The sequence below is a fragment of the Trichococcus sp. genome (assembly GCF_049684335.1).
Classification (GTDB): domain Bacteria; phylum Bacillota; class Bacilli; order Lactobacillales; family Aerococcaceae; genus Trichococcus.
Genome location: NZ_JBAVFV010000004.1, coordinates 1 through 21,491, shown reverse-complemented (window position 1 = coordinate 21,491; position 21,491 = coordinate 1). Strand labels below are relative to the sequence as shown.

The window sequence follows — 21,491 nt, the reverse complement described above, 5'->3', positions numbered from 1 at the left end:
GATTCCTGCGGGAAGGCCGTTGCCTGCCCTGATTCTTCTGCATCTAAAATGGACAAAGGAGTCCAGGACGACTGTCCCAGGCTCCTTGAATCACCAAAACCTTTATGCCACTGTCGAACCATTCGCTGCTGATTCAGGTGCAAGGATGACTTGAAGCACGCCATCTTTTTCAGCAGAAAGGATCATGCCTTGGCTGATTTCACCTTTCATTTTGCGTGCCTTCAGGTTAGCCACGATGATGACTTTTTTGCCAATGAAATACGCAGGATCCGGATACCATTGTGCAATACCCGACAGGATTTGGCGATGACCTTCGTCACCCGCATCCAGACGGAACTTCAGCAATTTGTCCGCACCTTCGACCTTCTGGCAATCGATTACTTCAGCAACCTTCAGCTCGACTTTATCGAAGTCTTCATATTTGATCTGTTTTTCTTTTTCGGAAGTCAGTACGGTAGTCTTCGGATCCCACTCGGCCGCGACTGTTTCCTCTTCCACCGGGGCTGGTCCACCCATTTGTTCCTTGATGTAAGCAACTTCTTCTTCCGTAACGAGACGCGGGAAGATCGGTGTGCCTTTTTCGACTACTTTCACGTCAGCCGGGAACGTTCCGAAGGCTACATTTTCCCAAGCACCTTGTTTTTCGAAGTCCAAACCAAGTTGTTCATACATTCTGAACGGTGCTTGCGTCATGAACGGAGACAGGAGGATGCCGACGACGCGCAAAGTTTCCGCCAAATACGCCATGACGCTTCCCAACTCCGCTTGCTTGGATTCATCCTTCGCCAAGACCCATGGAGCTGTCTCGTCGATGTATTTATTCGCGCGTGAAATGAGGCGCCATGTTTCGGACAATGCCGAACTGAACTGCATATTGTCCATTTCCTTCTGGTAATTCTCGGTCACTTCCGCTGCCATCGCTTTGAGTTCCGCATCGAAAGCCGTTTCCACTGCAAGCGCCGCAGGGATATTCCCTCCGAAATATTTATTGATCATGGCGATCGTTCTGTTCAATAAGTTGCCCAGGTCGTTCGCCAAATCATAGTTGATCCGGTTCACGTAGTCTTCCGGCGTGAAGATGCCGTCGCTGCCGAAGGTCACTTCGCGCATCAGATAGTAGCGCAAAGCATCCAAACCGAAGCGATCCACCAGCATATCCGGATAAACAACGTTACCTTTTGATTTGGACATTTTACCTTCCTTCATCAACAACCAACCGTGTCCGAATATTTTTTTCGGAAGCGGCAAATCCAGGGCCATCAGCATGATCGGCCAATAGATGGTGTGGAAGCGGACGATTTCTTTTCCGACCATATGCACATCAGCCGGCCAATATTTTTGGTAAAGCGAGTCATCAGCCGAACCATAACCCAAGGCAGTGATGTAGTTCGCCAATGCATCAATCCAAACATAGACCACGTGCTTCGGATTGCTCTTCACGGGAATCCCCCAGGTAAAGGTCGTCCGTGAAACGGCCAGATCCTCAAGGCCTGGTTTGATGAAATTGTTGACCATCTCGTTTTTTCGCGATTCCGGTTGGATGAAATCAGGATGCGCATCGTAATATGCCAACAGACGATCCGCGTATTTGCTCATGCGGAAGAAGTAGGACTCCTCTTTCACCAATTCGACTTCATGGCCGCTTGGCGCAACCCCGCCGATTATTTTTCCGTCGACATCGCGGTAGACTTCAGCCAATTGGGTTTCCGTGAAGAATTCTTCGTCGGAAACGGAATACCAGCCTTCGTATTCGCCAAGATAGATGTCGCCTTGTGCCAATAATTGTTCAAAAATCTGCTGAACAGCCTGCACATGATCATCATCAGTGGTGCGGATGAACTTGTTGTTGGAAATATCCAGACGTTTCCACAGATCCTGCATATCCTGGGCCATGCCGTCTACATATTCTTTCGGTGTGATGCCCAATTCTGCTGATTTGTTCTCAATTTTTTGTCCATGCTCATCTGAACCGGTCAGGTAGAACACATCGAATCCCATCAGTTTTTTATAGCGTGCCATTACATCGCATGCGATTGTAGAATACGCATTTCCGATGTGGAGCTTACCGCTCGGATAATAGATTGGAGTTGTAATATAAAATGTATTTTTGTCTTTAGCCACGAATGAGTGCGCCTCCCTGAATTCTAAGTTCTTTGCGAATGTACGCAACTTACCGTACCATTCTACCACAAAAGTCAAGAGTTGGGGCGCGAAATTCGAAACAAGCGGTAACCTCCTGCCATCTCATACACCTCCGGCTCCACGCACAAAAAAGCCGAAAGCAACGATCCGCTCCCGACTTTTCCAATGTCATTCAGCTTTTTCAGTATAGTTGTGGATCGCATCCCGCAAAAATGCGGCGGCCCCTTCGCCGGATGCTTTTTCGTAGTAAGCGGCGAACCTTTCGTCATCGACATACATCTGGGCCAGCCCGCGATGCGCTTCCGGAGAGTAGGTTGGCCAAGTATAGCTCAGCCACTGCTTATGCAACGCAGCAACCGCCAATGCAGCCTCTCCATCGGCATCTCCGGTAGCCATCGCTTCCGTCAGCAGCTCCTGCAAGTGGGCGGCCAGCTCCTGCATCGCGTCAAAATCCGCTTCGCTCATTCCTGCGAGCTTCTTGTTCGATGCGTCAACGGTCTTTTCGCCGTATTTCCCGCGGATCTCCTGCCCGTAGCGGGTTTCATTCTCGTCGAGCAGCTCCCTTTTCAATCCTTCAAATTTTTCTTTGTCGCCCATTTTTCTGCCTCCTCTTTTTTCGTCCAGCGTAGCATCCACCGTTCTGATCAGCAATTCGATTTCTGCCTTTTTCTCCAAAAGTGCCTGTTTATGCGCGACCAAAGAACGTTCCGCGTCATAGGCTGGGTCATCCATCGCTACTTTGATCTCATCAAGCGAAAAAGACAGTTGCTTGAAGAACAGAATCTGCTGCAGTCTGTCCACCTCCGCTTCTCCGTAGATGCGATAGCCGGAGGTACTAGTGCGCTTGGGCTTCAGCAGGCCGATTTCATCATAGAAGCGCAGCGTCCTTGTGCTGACTCCGGCCAATCGGCTCAATTTTTGGATCGTATATTCCATCCTATCCCCTCCAATGATTTCATCATACACCTTGACGTTGCGTCAAGGTCAACAAATTCCTGTACAAAAAAAGACAGCCCCGGAGGACTGTCGTGAATTTTGGATTATCTTGCAACACGTACGGCAAATGAAGCACCGGAAAGGTTGTAAGAAGAATAAGTAACTGTTTGTCCAGGTGCTGGAGCGTGGATGTATTGTCCACCGCCTACATAGATAGCTACGTGATAAGTCGCGCCGTTTGAACCCCAGAAAATCAAATCTCCTGCTTGTGCAGCTGATACAGCAATCTGCGTACCTGAGTTTTCTTGAGGAACTGTGTAACCGCCAATTTCAATTCCGTATGCTTGTCTGAAAACATAAGAAGTGAAACCTGAGCAGTCAAAGCCAGATGGTGTTTTTCCGCCCCATACATAAGGAACCCCGATGTATTGTGCAGCAATGGAAACAACATCGCCTGTTGGTGCAGATAATGCCGGTGCAGTTACGACTGGCGCGGCCACAACGGGTGCGCTGACGACTGGTGCAGCTGCTACTGGAGCAGATACAACTGGTGCACTTTCAACTACAGGCGTGCTGACTACTGTTTGAGTAGGTGCTGACTCAGAACTTGCAACTGCACTTGATGCAATGTCAACGGATGAGGCAGCGGATGAAGATTCTTCTGAACTTGCTTGTGCGACTGCTACAGTAGCTGCGGCAACTTCAGCGGCAGCAATGGAAGCAGCCTCTGCGGCAGCGCGTTGATCAGCTTCTTCTTTTTGAGCTAAGAACATTTCGCGGTCTGATTCAGCTGTTGCTTTTTCAGCAGCCAAAGCGGCAACTGCGCTTTCTTGTTCGATTCTCTTCACTTGCAGATCGCCTTTAAGTTGTTCCAACTCCATGGCCATTGCATTGATTTCGTTTAGGTTATCTTCAGTTTTATTTTTCTTGTCTTCAACAGCTTTTTGATCCGCAACTTGCTTCTCGACCAATTCTTTATTGGCGGAAACCATTTTGGATACGACATCGATGCGGGATACTAAATCTGTGAAAGATTCGGATGCTACGATAAATTTCAAGTAGTTTTCGTTTGAACCGTTCACTTGAACAGATCTTGCTTGCTCATTCAGTTGTTCTTCGCGTTGCGCGATGACAACTTGCAATTCAGCAATATCTTCTTGTAAAGCAACTATCTCATCTTGTGTCTTTACGCGGTTTGCCAATAATGTCTCTGCTCTTTTTTCAGCTGCATCAACTTCTGCAGTGATTGCAGACAAGTTTTCTGTTGCTGTACTTTGTTTGCTGCCCAATTCAGAAATTTTAGTTTCTTGCTGTTGGATTTTTGTTAAGATTTCATCTGCTTGCGCTGTAAAAGGCGTTACTATACTTGTTGCAAGGATCGTACCTGCTAATGCGATAGCCACTAATTTCTTCTTCAAGTCTAATTCCTCCACTTACATTCGATTGTCGTTAGTTATACTTCTTATATATCTTTTAACTTCTTATAGTTTTTCTTAAGATTCATCAACATAATGAATCATAACATAGTTTTTTTTCCTTAAGCCCGGTTTCGTCAAGTTGTATCCTAACTGTAACAATTCTGTAAAACGATTCCCCTAATGTGTCCGAATCAGCGATATCAGTAATATTTCACGCACCTCTCCCTTTTGTAACATTTCTGTAGCATTACTTTTTTCATTCTCAGTGTTGACATTTAAAGTTTTACTGCGCTATACTTACGGCAATTAAACAATATAATAAAAAGCGATGAAAAAGACAGTAGAATCGGGATTTTGTCCTATAGAGAGTCAGCGGTTGGTGGAAGCTGATGCAAGCCTGGATTCGAATTACACTTTGGAGCTTTCTTATGCGCATAAGCGGTCGGCATACGATACATGCCAGAGTGGCAAAATCTTTCCGATTCAGGATGATTCTGCAAGCTGGGTGGTAACACGGTAACTATCGTCCCTGTTCAAACAAGTATTTTCTTGTCTGGACAGGGATTTTTTTGCATATAAATTTATGAGAAAAGGAATGAAGCACATGAATATCATCGACGAATTAGAATGGCGCGGTGCCATCAACCAACAAACGGATGCAGCAGGTTTACGCAAATTAACGGAGGATGAGCAGATCGGCCTGTATTGCGGCGTTGACCCTACCGGTGACAGCCTGCATATCGGACATCTGATTCCCTTCATTGTATTGAAGAGATTCCAACTGGCCGGGCACAGACCCGTCATTCTGATCGGCGGCGCGACCGGATCGATCGGCGATCCAAGCGGAAAGAGCGAAGAACGGGTTCTACAATCGATGGATCAAGTCGTCGAGAATGCAAATGCTTTGACCTCTCAAATGAAGAAACTTTTCCTGTCCGACAGTTCGGCTGACATCCGCCTCGTCAACAACTATGATTGGACCAAAGATTTGACGCTGTTGGATTTCCTGCGCGATTTCGGCAAAAATTTCAACATCAATACGATGTTGGCAAAAGATATCGTAGCCAGCCGTTTGGATACCGGCATTTCATTCACGGAATTCACTTACCAGATTCTGCAGTCCATGGACTTCCTGCACCTATTCCAGAATGAGGGCGTCAACCTTCAGATCGGCGGTCAGGATCAGTGGGGCAACATCACTGCCGGTTTGGATCTGATCCGCAAAAAAGAAGGCGCGGAAGCAAAAGCTTTCGGTTTGACAATTCCTTTGATGTTGAAGGCGGACGGCACGAAATTCGGTAAGACTGCCGGAGGTGCCGTCTGGTTGGACCCTAAGAAAACAACCCCTTACGAGTTCTACCAATTCTGGGTGAACCAAGACGACCGTGATGTCATCAAATACTTAAAATACTTCACTTTCCTTTCGAAGGAAGAAATTGATGCGCTGACTGAAAAAGTTGAAACAGAACCTCACAAACGCGAAGCCCAAAAAGTATTGGCATCTGAAATGACGCGCTTCGTCCACAGCGAACAAGCCTTGACGGACGCTCTCAAGATCACCGAAGCACTATTTACCGGCGAAGTGAAGGAATTGACTGCCAACGAAATCGCTGAAGGTTTCAAAAATATGCCGACTTTCGAATCCGACCTGAAGGAACAGGAATTGGTCACTTGGCTGGTCGATATCGGCATCGAACCGTCACGCCGTCAATCACGCGAAGACATCCAAAACGGCGCCATCTCCATCAATGGCGACAAAGTCACGGATCTGGAATTCGTCATCACTGCCGAAAATTCTTTCGAAGGCCGCTTCATCTTAGTACGCCGCGGCAAAAAGAAATATTTCCTGGTAAAGTTGGTGTCTTGACATGACAACCCCACAACTCTTTTTGCGCGAAGCCGCACTCCGGTTAGAACCGGTCGAAAGTTTGGAGCAGATCAACGAACTATCCCGCTTGGCTGACATCATCTGGCATGAGTACTATCTGCCGATCCTGGGACCCGCACAGGTAACCTATATGTTGGAAAATATCCAATCCAGAGCGAATCTGGAAGAGGATATCGAAACAGGCAAATTGGATTATTTCCTCATCAAAAGCGAGGGGCAATCCGCCGGTTACTTGGCTATCCAATTACAGGACGACAAACTGTTCATCAGTAAGCTCTACCTGCTTCAGGAAGCGCGCGGACAAGGCTATGCCTATCAGATCATGCAAAAAATGGTCGACCTGGCCATCAGGGAACAGAAAAAAGCCCTGGAGCTTACCGTCAACAAATACAATGAAGGTTCGATCGCATTCTATGAAAAATACGGTTTTGTGCGCACAGAATCCATCGTCTCCCCCATCGGAGGCGGCTTCGTGATGGACGACTACGTCTACCAATATCCGCTCACACCAAAACAATAAACAACGCAAATAGAGGACAGCTGAACTTCCGCTCAGCTGTCCTCTATTTTTTTGCGCTTCCTAATTCGACCACTCTTTCGGGCTCCACATCCGCCCATCCAGTTCGCCTTCCATCTGTTCCATCCGTTGATGCTGTTCTTGGAAGAGTTTTTTCGTTTCCTGGAAGAGTGCTTTTTGCCGGTAATCCTTGCTCGCTTCCACTAAATGATCCAGCTGTTCCTGCACCCAATTTTCAGTTTCCATTGTCGTCCCCCGCTTTACCTTTACCCAAGCTGATTGCCTTCCATCTGTGCCAACGTCCACGCCAGATCATCCAAGTGCTCGCGGTTGTCCTTCAAAACGGCAAGCAGATGCTCCACCAGTTGCTGATCCGCTTCGGAAAGTCCCGCTTTCCCGAGCGACTGTAGCTGGAGTTTGAACCAATTTTCCGTTGCCGTCAGACTGGCATCGTTTTCTTTGGACAAATATTGCTGATAGCTGATCAGCAATTCTTTCTTCTTGCTGTCGCTCAGATAATCGAATTTCGAAACGACGTTCGTCGGCAAGTACACCATGCCGCATTTCCTTGCCATCGCCTGAAACGGCCGGGTCAGTTCCGAAATCGTGAATCCTTCCCTGCCCCCCGCTTGGTATTCGCGTTCATTCACACCCAGGGCCAGAACGAGACCGAATTCTTTCCCCGACAGCCTGCTGCCTTCAGCTCCATAAGCGAAACCTTCAGTCAGCACGACATCCTGCCATTGCTTCAATAAAGCAGGCGAACTGTACCAATAGAACGGGAATTGGAAAATGATGCGGTCATACTGGAGCAATTGCTGTTGCTCGGCCTCCCGATCAATCTGCCCATCCGGATAAACCGATTCGAGATGGTGCCACGTCACCCCTTCAGCCGGAAGACTTTCCCACAGAAACCTTTGCGCATTCGAATCAGCCAGCGTCGGGTGGCTGACTATGATTAATGTTTGCATCCTTTCACCTCATTCACTCAATAGTTCTTCATCCGAATCATAACAAGCTGCCGGCCAGAGTTCAAGTTGCATGCTCACTCATCGCGAAACCAACAAAAAATCCCTTCCATCGCCATCCAGGTAAACCGGATGCAAAGAAAGGGATAACTTTTTCTTATAGGTTTGCTGTAATGTTCAGCGCTTGTTCCTGCGCCTTCAGGCATAATTCCTGCGCCTTGAAGATGTGTTCTTGCGTCATCGCATTTTCGGTGCGGTTGATGCAGTCCAAAATCATTTCTCCGAAGAACGGGAAGCCGACTTCACCAGTCAAGGAGTAGTGCTCCTCGCCGTCCTTCGTCACCAGGAAGAGGTGATCGCCGGTCTGCTCAGTCGCCACGTTGATGTATTTGCGGATTTCGATGGTTCCTTCCGTTCCGGTGATGAATGTACGGCCGTCACCCCATGTTCCGAGTCCATCCGGTGTGAACCAATCGACTTTGAAGATGAAGGTTGCGCCATTATCGCCGACCAGCGTGGCATCGCCGTAGTCCTCCAATTCAGGCGTATCCGGGTTGTTGTAGTTTCCGACCTTGCTGTGGAGAACTTTTGCATCCACATTCCCTGTATAATGGAGGAATTGCTCAATTTGGTGGCTGCCGATGTCGGCTAAAATGCCGCCGTATTGTTCTTTTTTGAAGAACCAATCCGGACGTTTTTCCTTGTCGAGGCGGTGCGGCCCAAAGCCTGTCACTTGGATGACGCGGCCGATCCTACCCTCTTCTATTAATTGGCCGGCAAATACGGCGCCTTCCACATGCAGCCTTTCGCTGAAGTAGACCCAATATTTCTTGCCGGTTTCAGCAACGACTTTTTTAGTCTCTTCCAGTTGTTCAAGTGTTGTGAAGCCGGTCTTGTCGGTGAAGTAGTCTTTCCCGGCCTGCATGACACGGTTTCCCAGAGCGCTGCGCAAATTAGGCACTGCCGCCGCTGCGACCAATTGGATCTCCGGATCTTCCAGGATTTGCTCCAGCGAGTCAGCGACCGCCACATCCGGAAAAGATTCCAAGTAATTCGCTAGCTTTTCCGCATCGGGATCGTACACATATTTGATTGTGGCACCGGCTTCGATCAAGCCGTTCGTCATGCCGTTGATGTGCCCGTGATCCAGTGCCGTTATGCCGACATTGAACGCTCCCGGTTCCACGACCTTATTGATTTTCCCTTTCGGCGCATAATTCATTCCATCTTTACTGCCCATTTGTAAATCCTCCTTGTCTGATAAGAAAAGGTTCGAAGAGAATAATCTCCGAACCTCGTGTTGTTATGTTTAGAACAATTCTCCGTAGCCCAATTCCAATAGATATTCACGAGAAATTTTCAAGCTTTCGAACGGATCCACGCCATAAGTGTCGTCTTGCTCCACCAATAGGTAGCGCGCGCCCGATGCGATGCTTTCTTCGATGATTGCTTTCAACGGCAGGCTACCTGTCCCCAATTCAGCAAATTGAATTGTATTTGTGAAGTAGTCCATGAATTTGGCAACATCCCCCGTGTACAAAGCATCGAAGCCGTCCTGTGGGATTTCAGAGATTCGGTAGTCTTTCAAATGGATCAATTCCACTTTACCTTTGTAGTCTTTGATGACTTCAAGTGGATTTGCGCCTCCGCGCTGCACCCAGTGAACATCCAATTCAAACCCTAGTAATGGAGCTTTTTCGCGTATGATGTCCAGCAGGAATTTACCGTCATATTTGCGGAATTCGATGTGGTGGTTATGATAATACAAAGTGATGCCGTCTTCTTTCAGTTTTTGCGTCACTTCATTGACATCATGACAGAATTCCAAAACTTTATCCAAGCTGGCCATCGCATCGATCGGCAACATGCCGATGCGCAACAGATCCGTTCCCACGGCTTTGCAATCCGCTACGATTTTGTCATAGTGCGTTGTCAAAGATTCGCCGTCCTTAACTTGCGGTTTCAAGGAAGCGCTCATGGAAGCTACTTCCATGCCGAAATCAGCTGTCGCTTTTTGGATTTCAGCGATGTTCTCAGGCGTTGTCGCTACTTGAGAGACCTCAATGGAGTTATAGCCGATGTCATGTAATTTTTTCAATGTTTCATAAGGCCCGACTTCTTCAAAACTTTTTTTTACAGTTGATGCTTGTACACCTATCTTAACTTTAGCCATGTATGATTTCCTCCATTTCGATTGTACGTTTTTCTTTCGACGATGCTTTCATCGCATCGATCATCAGCATCGCTGGCAAGGCCTCCCGGACCGTCACATAATCATCCGTGTCTGCTTCGATCGCGTTGTAAAAACGCTGGATCAGGGCAGAATGACTCGGACCGTAGTAAAATTTCGTCCCTTGCATCGGTGTGTCCTGCAGGTGCAGTTCTTTTTCACCGGAACTGTTCGAACGATACAAACAGTTATCCTTGATTGTGAATTTTGCCCTTTCAGTGATGACCTGCAATTCTACGCTGGAATTCTCGGCATAGGCATTGGTAGACATGTAAAATCCGCGCGCGCCGTTCTTGAACGTGAAGTTCGCGACGGCAGTGTCCTCGACCTCGATGTCATAATCTGTGATGTTCGACAGGCTGGCTTTGCAGCGGTCTATTTCCCCGCCCAAAACCTGCATCAGATCCAGCGTATGGATGGCTTGGTTGATGATCGATCCTCCGCCAGCAAATTCCATCTGGCCGCGCCATGGTTTGGTTGTGTAATAGGTTTCAGGACGATGCCAAGCCACCAAGCCTTTGACCGCCGTCACTGCCCCGACATTTTCGTTCGCGAGCAATTTTTTGAGTTCCAAAAACGTTTCGTTGTAGCGATTTTGGAAACACACGCCGATTTTCTTGTTGCTTCCCTCTGCCAAGGCGAGCGTCTTCAAGCCTTCTTCATAATCCAAGGCTAAGGGCTTTTCCTGGAAAACATGCACGCCTTTTTCGATGCAGCGTTTCGTGATCGGATAATGCAAATAGTGCGGCAAGCAGATATGTACAACATCCAAATCCTCTTTTTCCAACATCGTCTCTATGTCTGTGTAAAAAGGCACATCAGGATATTTGGTCTTCAAGGCTTCATTTACGTCGCAGACTGCAACCAATTCACCGTTGTCGCTGGCGTCGATAGCATATTTGTGGACAGGCGATACATCGCCTAATCCGATTATTGCCGCTCTTAACATCTCTGATCACGTCTCTTTCTTATTTTCTTGTTTCGAATTTTCCTTCTTCAGCGATGCGTTTGTTCAATTCAGCCAAATATTGATCGCCATCCACGTTGTAATCTACCTCTTTGTCCAACCATGAAGATAAATGCATTGCGTTCGCTAACGTAACGCCGTTGATGCCTTCTCTGCCGTTGGCCAATAATGGCGCGCCATTTACGACATGGTCAGCGAAGTTATTCAAGACATCGATATGTTGTTGTCCAAAAACAGTCGTGAATTCTTCTTCTGTTTCGGTAACGTATTGAGCCATATCCACTTGTCCCATGAAAATTTTCATAACATCTGACATATCCATCTTCTCAGAAAGTTCCGCTTCCGGTGCAGTTAATTGTTTCACGATCAATTTTTTGGAATCCTCAACGACGATTTTCCCTTTTGTGCCAAAGATTTCAAAACGGTCTGTACCGACCAAATCATTCGTGCACGTGATGAATGAACCTGTTGCTCCGTTGCCGAAGTCCAACAATGCGTTCACTTCATTTTCAACTACGATCTCACGGCCAACGCCGTATTGCAATTTCGCGAAAACTTTTTCAGGTTTGCCGCAGATCCATTGCAATAAGTCCAATTGGTGAGGAGCTTGGTTTACTAAGACGCCGCCGCCTTCGCCACCCCACGTTGCGCGCCATGCGCTTTGGTTGTAGTAACCTTGTGGTCTCCACCAAGTAGTGATGATCCAAGTAGCGCGTTGCAGATCACCGATTGCTTTATCGTCCATCAATTGTTTAACTTTTTGGTAAAGTGGATTCGTACGTTGGTTGAAGAAAATAGCGAAAGTAGATTCCGGATTTTCATCGGCCGCAGCGATCAAACGTTCAACTTCTTTTGTATAAACACCGGCTGGTTTTTCACCCAACAAATGGATGCCGCGTTTCAATGCGTCAATACCGATCACACAGTGGTCATAGTGGGGAACAGTTGTAACGATTGCGTTGACTACACCTGATTCCAACATATCCATATAGTTATCGAAGAATGGTAGTCCTGGGAAATCAGCAGCCACTTTTTCTTTTTTAGCAGGATCATTGTCGCAGATTGCAACCAACTCGATGTTGTCGTTCAAACGCTCATCGTTGTTCTTGAAGAACCCTGCGTACATGCCGCCTTCTGCACCATAACCAATAATTCCTAATTTCACTTTTTCTGTCATTCTCATCATTCTCCTTTTTGTATGTTGATTCTATTGTTTTTTCTGTAATTACTGGGTGTACTGCCGATGTTCTGTTTGAAATATCTGCTGAAATGGGCATCGCTTTCAAAACCGCATTCGCCGGAAATCATTTTGATGGATTTGGATGGTTCCATCAATAATGCCGTGCATGCTTGTGACAACCGATATCCCATCGCATAAGCCATGATGGTCTTTCCTGTGATTTCTTTAAAAGCATGGGATAAATAGGATTTGCTCAAATTAAGGGCTTGGGCGATATCATCGATATTGAACGAGTCACGGTAATGCCTGAAAATGTATTCCGAAACCTTTTCCGCTATCTGTGTCTTTTCATCGACATAAGCCTGTCCTTTTTCTACGATTTTATCCGTTGAAGAATCAATCATCAGAAGCAACTGGACTAAAGCCAGTTTGCGTTTCGCTTCATTTGCATAGGATTGGTCCAACTGCTGTAAATGATTCATTTCCTGGATAGCATTTTCCAAAAGGAGTTCGTCCTTCTTGCGGAAAGTCCGAATGAGGCCATTGCGATTTTCAGTAAAGAATCGCAGGATATAGTCAATGTTCAGGTCCTTCAGTAAAGGTGCGATCCAGTCGGCATCGAAATGAACGATGCTGCGTTCATAGGCATCCTTATCTCCGATGACGTAGGCGCGGTGAACCGTCATCCCATCCATCATCAGCAAGTCGCCGGGCTGAAGATAATAGATTTTATTACCAACCAGGAATCGACAATTTCCGCCGTGGAACAGGAATATTTCATATTGCGGATGTGTATGGAAATCCAGGGCATAGGCTTGTCCTTTGACGTGATATGCGATCAACAATTTTTCAATGATACGTGTCCCTCCCTCTCTTCGACACTTAAAAGTATAAAATAACAGCGGTTACAATTCAATGTCCTGGAATGCTTACATTTTTAAATTAATTGACCAAGAGTGCTTTTTGTTGTTCAAAAAAACAAAGTCGAGAAAAATATTTCTCGACTTTACTTGATACAGCAGTGTTTCGGATGATTTGTGAACGAAATGGCACATTAGTGCTCAAACTCTAAGCTCAGGATTCATCACACACTGATTATAGTTTAGCTTGCCATTTGTCTGTCCAGACTAGGTCGTTGTGGCCACCTTTGAATTCGGATTTGCCTTCCAGTTTGTCGATGACTTGTTTGATTGTTTCTTGGTTGTTGTGGTACGCATTGATGAATGTTTTCACCATTGTCGCATCATGCAGGTGTGTCGTGAAGTTCAATGATACGAATGCATGCGGAACTTCCCACACAAACCATGGAACTTCGTTTGCCATTGCAGTGCTCCATTGGATACGGTAGTTGTTTTGAGCGCCATATCCAGCGACATCAGCAACTTCCAAAGCGAAGTCTACTTCATCACGGTATTTCAAAGTTGCGCCCTTAACGCGGGAGCCGCGTTCATTTACAGTCACTTCGTAGCCGCGATTCGTCAATTCATCCACGAAAAATTGTTGTGCTTTTGAACCGTTGTCCGTGATGCCGCCTTTTTCGCCTTCCAACATGTATAAACGAATACGTTTGTGGTCTACTGGATTGATCGGTAAGTTGTTTTGGGTATCTTTGATCAAAGAAATCCCTTTATCAGCCGCTTCCGCTCTCCATTGCAGATGTTCTTCACAGCCGATGATGTTCAAGTCTTCGCGCGTGCGCAACAATGTCCCGTTTGCTTGTTTTTCAGGCAAGTGCAATTTAGCTTTCAAGCCCAAGATACGACGCAAAGCATCAGTCAAACGCTCTTCCGTGATGACGCCGTTTTGGTAGCCTTTCAGCATGAAACCAAAGTCTTCTGCGATGTTATTGAAGAATAAAAACATATCGCAGCCAGCAGCAATCGATTTTGGAACGTAATCTTCGCGACGCATAGCGGACGTCATACCCAACATGTGCGTTGCATCCGTGATGACCAAGCCGTTGAAGCCTAATTCAGTCTTCAATTCATCTTGGATCAATTCTTCAGCCAATGTTGCAGGCATGATATCTTTGTCTTCCAAAGCAGGATTCAATTCTTTTTGCAAAGCAGGAACTGCAATATGGCCGGCCATGATCATTTCAACACCACGGTCGATATGATTTTGGTAAACTTTACCAAAGGAAGCGCGCCACTCTTCGGGACTTAATTCATTCACTCCCAAAACCAAGTGTTGGTCGCGTTCTTCGGTTCCATCTCCAGGGAAGTGCTTGATGCATTGGATTACGCCATCTTCCATGTTTTCGCCGTTTTCAGCAGTCAACCCATCCAAATAAGCATTTGTGTATTTGATGACTGTTTCTGCATCGGTACCGTAAGCACGCGTGTTGACGATTGTGTTTCTCCAATTGTAAAGGATGTCCACACATGGATCGAAGTTGACGTTGACGCCTAAAGCTTTTTCTTCACGCGCGGAAACCAATCCGGCATGGTAAGAAACCAGCGGGTCGCCTGCAGCCTCAGCCTGGGCACCGGAAGCGATGTAAGTACCCTCGCTGCATGCACCATTTCCGCCGGAGTCGCAGTTCGCTGCAACCAACAAAGGAATTTTGGACATTGATTGCAGGTCGTTCAATAGATCTTGGATATCTTCTTTCGAATTGCCGTGGTAACGTGCGCCACCGATGTGGAATTTTTCGATGATTTCTTTGTTGGTGAAATCGTTCCCTGAGAAGGCATCATCTCCGAAGAAGAAAAGGTTGGTGAACAATTGTCCTACTTTTTCCTCATCTGTCATACCAGCGATCATGTCATTTACCCATTCGACCTGTTTGTCGTTCAGATTATATGGTTTTGCTTTCAAATCAACTAATTTTGGCACTTTTTTTCCTCCTGATAATGTAATGTTTCTAACTTGCAAATCTTGGAATGTAGATTAATCGAATTGAGCCAATAAAGCATGGAATTCCCCAAGCACTTTTTCTTGATAAGCTCCTGCATACTCTTTGTTCAGGAATTTCTCGATTGCTTCATTGCTTAGACGTTCCCAAGAGAACTCTTCTTTGCCGAAGAGGATTGGGTAATAGAATACGCCATTTACCGTTGCCGCTTGTTCATCGCCAGGTGCGTCGCCGACCATTAAAATTTCGTCCGCTGCATAACCTTTCGTCAACAGATCAGCGATTGCATCCGCTTTGCTGCCGACTTCTTGTCCATAGACTACGTCAACTTGCGGCATCAGATTGTGTCTGTTCCATTCGCTGTTCAAAGCCTCGCTGTTGGCTGAGCTCACGATTGCGACATCCGTCAGGCCATGGATTTTTGTCAGTCCTTCCAGAACGCCTGGGAATGGTTTGTCTTCGCCAGCCAATTCCGTTTCGATTCCTTCATTGACTTTCTTGCTCCATACCAAAGCTTTTTCCAGATCTTCGGAAGATGCTTTTGCGATCTCCGCTTCCAGAGAAGCATTCGATAACGATGGGGCATTGTTTGCCCAATCGGTCAGTGCCGAAATATCACCGATGTCTTCGCCTTTTTCCTGCGCTTCGATCAATGTCAAGACCAATGCTTTAAAGCGATTGATGCCGCGTGTGCTTGAAAACAGGTTGATGCGGTTCCAGTCAGCCAAGAAAGTTTCGCGATCTTTGATGCCATACTCGTCAGCTGCCAAAGGACCGAAGAAACGTTCATGCTTCACGTTCATCGTATCCATCGCGCAACCGTCGGAGTCGACGCATACTAAGAATTTTTTTTGTTTCGTGAATTGTGTTGGGTGTGTAGACATATTTTTCTCTCCTAACTTGATATCAACGTGAAAAAAAGACAGATAGAGAAGAACTGTGCAACACATTTCGTTCTATCTGCCCTATTCAATTACCTAAAATTATACGCCTGAATACGCGTTGAAGCCGCCATCGATCGGCAATACGACGCCGTTCACAAAGCTTGCAGCTTTTTCGTCTGCCAAGAACAGCAAGCCGCCGATCAATTCATGCGGTTCGCCGAAACGGCCCATTGGTGTGCCGTTCAGGATTTTGCCTGTACGAGGAGTCGGTGTGCCATCTTCATTGAACAATAGCGCTTGGTTTTGTTTTGAAACCAAGAAACCAGGAGCGATTGCATTGACACGGATACCTACGTGCGAGAAGTGTACAGCCAACCATTCAGTCAAGTTGGAGATAGCAGCTTTTGCGCCTGAGTAAGCAACGATTTTAGTCAATGGTGTGAAACCGTTCATGCTTGAGATGTTGATGATGTTAGCGCCTGGACGGCCAACCATATCTTTAGCAAAAACTTGTGTAGGCAATACTGTACCCAAGAAGTTCAAGTTGAAGACGAATTCGATGCCGCTTTGTTCCAAGTCGAAGAACGTTTTTGTTCCTTCAGGCAGATCAGTTTCATGGTACTCGTTGTCAGTCGTTGCGCGCGGGTTGTTGCCGCCTGCTCCGTTGACTAAGATATCCACTTCGCCTAATTCGGCTACGACAGCTTCTTTAGCTGCTTGCAGACTTGGCAATTCCAATACGTTGGCTTTGAATGCTTTCGCGATGCCGCCTTCAGCTACGATTTCGTCAGCGTATGCTTGTGCGTTGTCCAAGTTTAAGTCCAAAAGGGCTACTTTTGCGCCTGCTCTAGCGAATTCTTTCGCGAAATAAGAGCATAAAACGCCGCCTGCACCTGTTACTACTACTACTTTATCGGTAAAATCATGTACGAATGGGCTTGTCATGGTGATTTTCCTTCTTTCTTATTGTTGTTTTTGAGCTTTCAAGTTTTTCTTCACTGCTTCTTCCAAACCATTCAGGTAAGTTGCACCTAGCGCACGGTCATACAAACCATAACCTGGTTTACCAGTTTCTCCCCAGATCATACGGCCATGGTCTGGACGGATTGCACCTTCAAAGCCGCCTTCAACACATGCTTTTACTACTTCATACATATCAATGGATCCCATTTCTGACAAGTGAGCAGATTCTTGGAATGAACGTCCGCCGACCAATTTCACGTTACGTGCATGTACGAAGTTCACACGTTTTTTAGCAAGCATATCTTTCAAGATAGCCACTGCATCGTTTTTAGGATCTGAAGCGAATGAACCTACGCATAGGGTAACGCCGTTATATTCGCTGTCGTACAATTTGATGAAACGGTTCAATGCTTCTCCGCCAGTGATGATACGCGGCAATCCGAAGATGCTGTATGGAGGATCATCAGGGTGAATAGCCATTTTCACGCCGGCTGCCTCAGCTGTAGGCATGATCGCTTTGATGAAGTATTCAAGGTTTCCCCATAATTTTTCTTCATCAACTTCTTTGTATTCATCCATTAAAGCGTTCAATTCTTCAGAAGTGTAGCTTTCGTCCCAACCTGGAAGAGAAAGCGTACGTGGGTCCATTTTATTTACTTCTTCTTCATCGAAGATCAACGCATTTGAACCATCCGGTAATTCGTATGCCAAGTTGGAACGAGTCCAGTCAAAGATTGGCATAAAGTTGTAACATACAACAGGAATTCCTGCTTTGCCTAGGTTACGTAAGGTTTCTTTGTATGCACTGATGTATTGATCACGGTCTGGACGACCCAATTTGATGGATTCGTGAACCGGAACAGATTCAATAACAGAGATGTATAGGCCTTCAGCTTCCACGTCTGCTTTCAATTTTTCGATTCTTTCCAATGGCCACGACTGACCAACCGGGATATCATAAACTGCAGTAACGATTCCTTTCATACCAGGAATTTGACGGATATTTTTCAAAGTAACAGGGTCCTCGTGACCGTACCATCTGAATGACATTTCCATTTCAAAAACACTTCCTCTTCTTTTTATATTTTTTATTTTTTAAAGTCAAAGTATTCTACAGCGTTGTTATAACTGATGTTCGTGATCAGCTTTTCCAGTAACTTGGCATCATTCGGGATTTCTCCACGTTCCACGAGATCTCCGATGAAATCACACAGAATACGGCGGAAATACTCATGACGCGTATAGGAGATGAAGCTTCTTGAATCTGTCAGCATGCCAACAAAATTCATCAACAAGCCTGCTTCGGATAAGGATTTCAACTGTTTCAGCATGCCGTACTTGGTATCGTTGAACCACCAACCGGAACCCATCTGAACTTTGCTCTTGATGCCTTTATCGTTCACTTGGAAGTTCGTGATTGCCGTACCCACCAAGTCAAAATAAGTAGGATCAAGATTATAAGCGATGAATTTAGGCAGTTCATTCGTCAGATCCATTGCACCCAGCAGATTGTTCAAAGCATAGGACACGTTCGGTTGATCCTGGATGGAATCGAAGCCGGCATCCGCGCCTAATTTAGCAAACATGCGCTTGTTGTTGTTGCGGATGGCGCCGAAGTGCAATTGCATCACGAAGTCTTTGGCTGCGTAAATTTTGCCCAGTTCCACTAATAAGCGTGTTTGGTATTTTGCGTATTCCGCTTCAGAAATGCTGTCCCCTGCGATCGCTTTGGCGTAGATGGCTTCAATCTCTTCATCTGTAGCTTCAGCATAGTAGATTTGGGATAAGCCGTGGTCGGAAACGTTCGAACCATGATCCGCAAAATATTGGATCCGTTCTTCCATTCCTTCCAGCAGCTCAGCAAATGTCGCCATTCCCTTGCCGGTCGCTTCTTGCATTTTTCCGATGAACCCAGCAAACTTGGCTGCGTCTTGGATAGCGAAAGCTTCATCCGGACGGAAACCAGGCACGACTGCCACATCGAATGTCTCGTCTTCAGCGATTGCTTTGTGCCATTCCAACGTATCCGTTGGGTTGTCCGTCGTGCAAATGAAGGTGACGTTGGAATTTTTGATCAACGTACGCGCTGTCAGCTTTTCTTCTTTCAACACGCGGTTGCATTCCGCATAGATTTCCTTCCAGTTGGCACTGGTAAGTGTTTCTTCTATATGGAAATACTTTTTCAATTCCAAAGCTGTCCAGTGGAACAACGGATTCCCTACTGCATTTTCAGCAGTGTAGGCCCAAGCTTCAAATTTTTCTTCAGGAGAAGCATTACCGGTGATTTTTTCTTCCGGAATTCCCATAGCACGCATCGCGCGCCATTTGTAATGATCCCCACCCAACCATAATTCCGTAATATTTTCGAACGCATAGTCTTCAGCAATCTGTTGTGGGACCAAATGGCAGTGGTAATCGAAGATAGGCATGTTTTCCGCATATTCGTGGTAAAGTTTTTTTGCCGTTTCGGACTGTAACATAAAGTCGTCATGAATAAATGACATGTGAAGAAGTCCCCTTCCAATCTTTATTTTGAAATGCTACTGATTATTGTGCTTTGATTTCTGCCAATCGATCGGCAAATTCTTTAGCTGCAGCCGCTACACTCGCGTAGCCGCCTTCTTTAAGGTTCCGTGTCAAGGCACTGCCGACACCGACAGACCAAGCTCCGTTTGCGATCCATTTGTCCATGTTCTCAATGCTTACGCCACCTGATGGCATCACGTCAACCCAAGGAATCGGACCATGAACGTCTTTGATGAATCCAGGACCCAACAAACCACCAGGGAAAAGCTTGACTACTTCGCAGCCAGTTTCCAAAGCCATTTGAATTTCTGTAACAGAACCGCATCCAGGCAAGTATGGAACAGTGTATAAGTTGCACATTCTTGAAATTTTTTCATTAAAGGAAGGGCTTACGATAAATTTCGCTCCGTTCATGATCGAAATTCTCGCTGCGACTTCATCCAATACCGTACCTGCACCTACGACCATATCCGTGCCTGCGAATTCATCAGACAGCTTGCGCATAACATTTTCAGCACCCGGTGTCGAAAATGTCACCTCGATGTTCTTGATGCCTCCTTGATAAGCTGCTTTTGAAATTTCATAACCTGCCTCTTCGGAAGCTCCGCGCACTACTGCAAACAGGTAATTCTCTTGTAATTGAGCCAGGGTATCTCTCTTGACGCTCATTTGTCATCCTCCATTCATGGTCTCACATTGTGGAACTCAGTATCATAACTCGAGTTCATTATAGAATTTACCATCTTTTATGTCAACGAAATTCCATCAGAAATATAAAAATGACCGCGCAATTGTGAAAATTTTGTGGCGCACCCTTGAATGACCCCATAAATAGCAGGGAAATCTACAAAAAACTCCCCACAAACGCATGTATCATGCGGTTCGTGGGGAGTGACTGACAGAGCGGACAAGTGTTAGGACGGAATCAAAAATGACCGAGGAAGTGTGAAATTTTTGTGGAATACTCCAGAATTTTCCCTGTATAAAAGTCTTTATCAACCATATCAGATAAAGGCAAGGAGATACTGATCGCACCTGCGGCAACTTCCCTTGCACTCGAAAACGCTGCAGCAATACAGACGATGCCCTCTTCAAACTCCTCATCGTCAAGGGCGTACCCATTTCTTCTGATTTCATCCAGTTCATTGACGAGTTCTTCATAAGTGGTGATTGTGCGTCCGGTCTTCTGTTCCGGCACGATGCTGTCCCAATATTCACGGACGGCAGCATTTTGACGGGTGCTCAGAAGCGCTTTCCCGACCGCAGTGCAATAAAGCGGCGCTTTCGTACCGATCTTTGATTGCATCCGCACGCCGCGGGACTCGCCATACTTATCGATGTAGAGCACTTCATCATTATCTTCCACAACCAGATGGACGGTCTGCTTCGTGTCATCCGACAACTGACGGATCATGCTTTTGGCCACATTCAAGAAGTCGATGTTGTGGACACGTTTGTTCCCGAGATGGAACATCTTCAAGGAAATACGATATTGCTTAGTGTCAGGATTACGATCGATGTAGCCATTTTCCATCAAGGAGTTCACCAAACGATGGGTCGTTGCTTTATGCAAGTGGACTTTTTCGCTCAACTCCATCAGGCTAAGGCTAGGATAGTCCGCCAATGTTTCCAGGATCGATAAGGCCCGATCTATCGATTGCACTTTCGGGCTTGTGTTTGTTTCTTCTTTTTGTACCATTTTTCTGATCATCCTTTTTTCGAATATAGTCTCAAACCTTATAAAATCTTTGTATATCATTCCATTTTCCATGCTTGTCTAATCAAAAATCAGCGTTTGGATTCACTAAACGGGAAACCGTTTCATATTGTGATATTATAGCAAACAAAATAAACCATGATAAGCCCCCTGAGTGATATTTCCATAAATATTTAGATACACACCTTCACGATGGACAGCTTTTGTGTCTTCTTATGGAAGCAAATGATGAAGATTATGTCAGAAATTTGACAAGCCTTTCTTGATCTCTGATCAATCCCACTGACCTCCTTTGACT

Annotated in this window: 19 protein-coding genes and 1 other annotated feature; of the genes, 2 read left to right on the top strand and 17 right to left on the bottom strand. The window is 46.1% G+C overall.

Annotated features, from left to right (window positions below; translation table 11 throughout):
- Positions 1 to 102: 102 nt before the first annotated feature.
- The 3 genes from metG to WBM30_RS00615 form a co-directional block, all read right to left on the bottom strand.
- Entirely contained in the window at positions 103 to 2,121 is a 2,019-nt protein-coding gene (metG, locus tag WBM30_RS00625) for a methionine--tRNA ligase (RefSeq protein WP_424898911.1), read from the bottom strand.
- A 189-nt stretch (positions 2,122 to 2,310) separates the two neighbouring features.
- On the bottom strand, positions 2,311 to 3,078 hold the full coding sequence (locus tag WBM30_RS00620) for a MerR family transcriptional regulator (protein ID WP_424898910.1): 768 nt from the start codon (positions 3,076 to 3,078) through the stop codon (positions 2,311 to 2,313).
- 104 nt (positions 3,079 to 3,182) lie between these two features.
- Positions 3,183 to 4,496 (bottom strand): NlpC/P60 family protein, encoded by a 1,314-nt coding sequence (locus WBM30_RS00615; RefSeq protein ID WP_424898909.1) that lies wholly within the window; start codon positions 4,494 to 4,496, stop codon positions 3,183 to 3,185.
- A gap of 319 nt (positions 4,497 to 4,815) precedes the next feature.
- Positions 4,816 to 5,030: a binding site (T-box leader), on the top strand.
- A 70-nt stretch (positions 5,031 to 5,100) separates the two neighbouring features.
- Between WBM30_RS00615 and tyrS the strand changes: the two genes are divergently transcribed.
- The gene (tyrS, locus tag WBM30_RS00610) at positions 5,101 to 6,363 is read left to right on the top strand and encodes a tyrosine--tRNA ligase (protein ID WP_424898908.1); all 1,263 of its coding nucleotides are present in this window, start codon (positions 5,101 to 5,103) and stop codon (positions 6,361 to 6,363) included.
- 1 nt (position 6,364) lies between these two features.
- Positions 6,365 to 6,904: a GNAT family N-acetyltransferase gene (locus tag WBM30_RS00605; protein WP_424898907.1), complete on the top strand. Its 540-nt coding sequence runs from the start codon at positions 6,365 to 6,367 to the stop codon at positions 6,902 to 6,904.
- 60 nt (positions 6,905 to 6,964) lie between these two features.
- Here the strand turns inward: WBM30_RS00605 and WBM30_RS00600 are convergent, their stop codons facing one another.
- The 14 genes from WBM30_RS00600 to WBM30_RS00535 form a co-directional block, all read right to left on the bottom strand.
- Entirely contained in the window at positions 6,965 to 7,147 is a 183-nt protein-coding gene (locus tag WBM30_RS00600; protein ID WP_106448970.1) for a hypothetical protein, read from the bottom strand.
- Positions 7,148 to 7,167: 20 nt separating this feature from the next.
- The gene (locus WBM30_RS00595; protein WP_424898906.1) at positions 7,168 to 7,872 is read right to left on the bottom strand and encodes an NAD(P)H-dependent oxidoreductase; all 705 of its coding nucleotides are present in this window, start codon (positions 7,870 to 7,872) and stop codon (positions 7,168 to 7,170) included.
- A gap of 154 nt (positions 7,873 to 8,026) precedes the next feature.
- The gene (locus WBM30_RS00590) at positions 8,027 to 9,109 is read right to left on the bottom strand and encodes a Gfo/Idh/MocA family oxidoreductase (RefSeq protein ID WP_319996121.1); all 1,083 of its coding nucleotides are present in this window, start codon (positions 9,107 to 9,109) and stop codon (positions 8,027 to 8,029) included.
- A gap of 69 nt (positions 9,110 to 9,178) precedes the next feature.
- Positions 9,179 to 10,042, bottom strand: coding sequence for a sugar phosphate isomerase/epimerase (locus WBM30_RS00585; protein ID WP_319996122.1), 864 nt, complete (start codon positions 10,040 to 10,042; stop codon positions 9,179 to 9,181).
- Positions 10,035 to 11,048 (bottom strand): Gfo/Idh/MocA family protein, encoded by a 1,014-nt coding sequence (locus WBM30_RS00580; protein WP_424898905.1) that lies wholly within the window; start codon positions 11,046 to 11,048, stop codon positions 10,035 to 10,037. The genes WBM30_RS00585 and WBM30_RS00580 overlap by 8 nt, the downstream gene beginning before the upstream one ends.
- Positions 11,049 to 11,067: 19 nt before the next feature.
- Positions 11,068 to 12,243 (bottom strand): Gfo/Idh/MocA family protein, encoded by a 1,176-nt coding sequence (locus WBM30_RS00575; protein ID WP_119092371.1) that lies wholly within the window; start codon positions 12,241 to 12,243, stop codon positions 11,068 to 11,070.
- A 5-nt stretch (positions 12,244 to 12,248) separates the two neighbouring features.
- Positions 12,249 to 13,091, bottom strand: a complete 843-nt coding sequence (locus WBM30_RS00570; RefSeq protein ID WP_119092370.1) for an AraC family transcriptional regulator — start codon at positions 13,089 to 13,091, stop codon at positions 12,249 to 12,251.
- A 250-nt stretch (positions 13,092 to 13,341) separates the two neighbouring features.
- On the bottom strand, positions 13,342 to 15,084 hold the full coding sequence (locus WBM30_RS00565) for a glycoside hydrolase family 3 protein (RefSeq protein ID WP_424898904.1): 1,743 nt from the start codon (positions 15,082 to 15,084) through the stop codon (positions 13,342 to 13,344).
- Positions 15,085 to 15,138: 54 nt separating this feature from the next.
- The gene (locus WBM30_RS00560) at positions 15,139 to 15,987 is read right to left on the bottom strand and encodes an HAD family hydrolase (protein WP_424898903.1); all 849 of its coding nucleotides are present in this window, start codon (positions 15,985 to 15,987) and stop codon (positions 15,139 to 15,141) included.
- A gap of 99 nt (positions 15,988 to 16,086) precedes the next feature.
- Positions 16,087 to 16,932, bottom strand: coding sequence for an SDR family oxidoreductase (locus WBM30_RS00555; protein WP_086987278.1), 846 nt, complete (start codon positions 16,930 to 16,932; stop codon positions 16,087 to 16,089).
- 18 nt (positions 16,933 to 16,950) lie between these two features.
- Entirely contained in the window at positions 16,951 to 18,006 is a 1,056-nt protein-coding gene (uxuA, locus tag WBM30_RS00550) for a mannonate dehydratase (RefSeq protein WP_424898902.1), read from the bottom strand.
- 32 nt (positions 18,007 to 18,038) lie between these two features.
- On the bottom strand, positions 18,039 to 19,454 hold the full coding sequence (gene uxaC / locus WBM30_RS00545) for a glucuronate isomerase (protein WP_424898901.1): 1,416 nt from the start codon (positions 19,452 to 19,454) through the stop codon (positions 18,039 to 18,041).
- A gap of 43 nt (positions 19,455 to 19,497) precedes the next feature.
- Complete coding sequence (locus WBM30_RS00540) at positions 19,498 to 20,145, bottom strand: bifunctional 2-keto-4-hydroxyglutarate aldolase/2-keto-3-deoxy-6-phosphogluconate aldolase (protein WP_086626862.1); 648 nt, start codon at positions 20,143 to 20,145, stop codon at positions 19,498 to 19,500.
- Positions 20,146 to 20,401: 256 nt separating this feature from the next.
- Entirely contained in the window at positions 20,402 to 21,175 is a 774-nt protein-coding gene (locus tag WBM30_RS00535) for an IclR family transcriptional regulator (RefSeq protein ID WP_424898900.1), read from the bottom strand.
- Positions 21,176 to 21,491 lie beyond the last annotated feature (316 nt).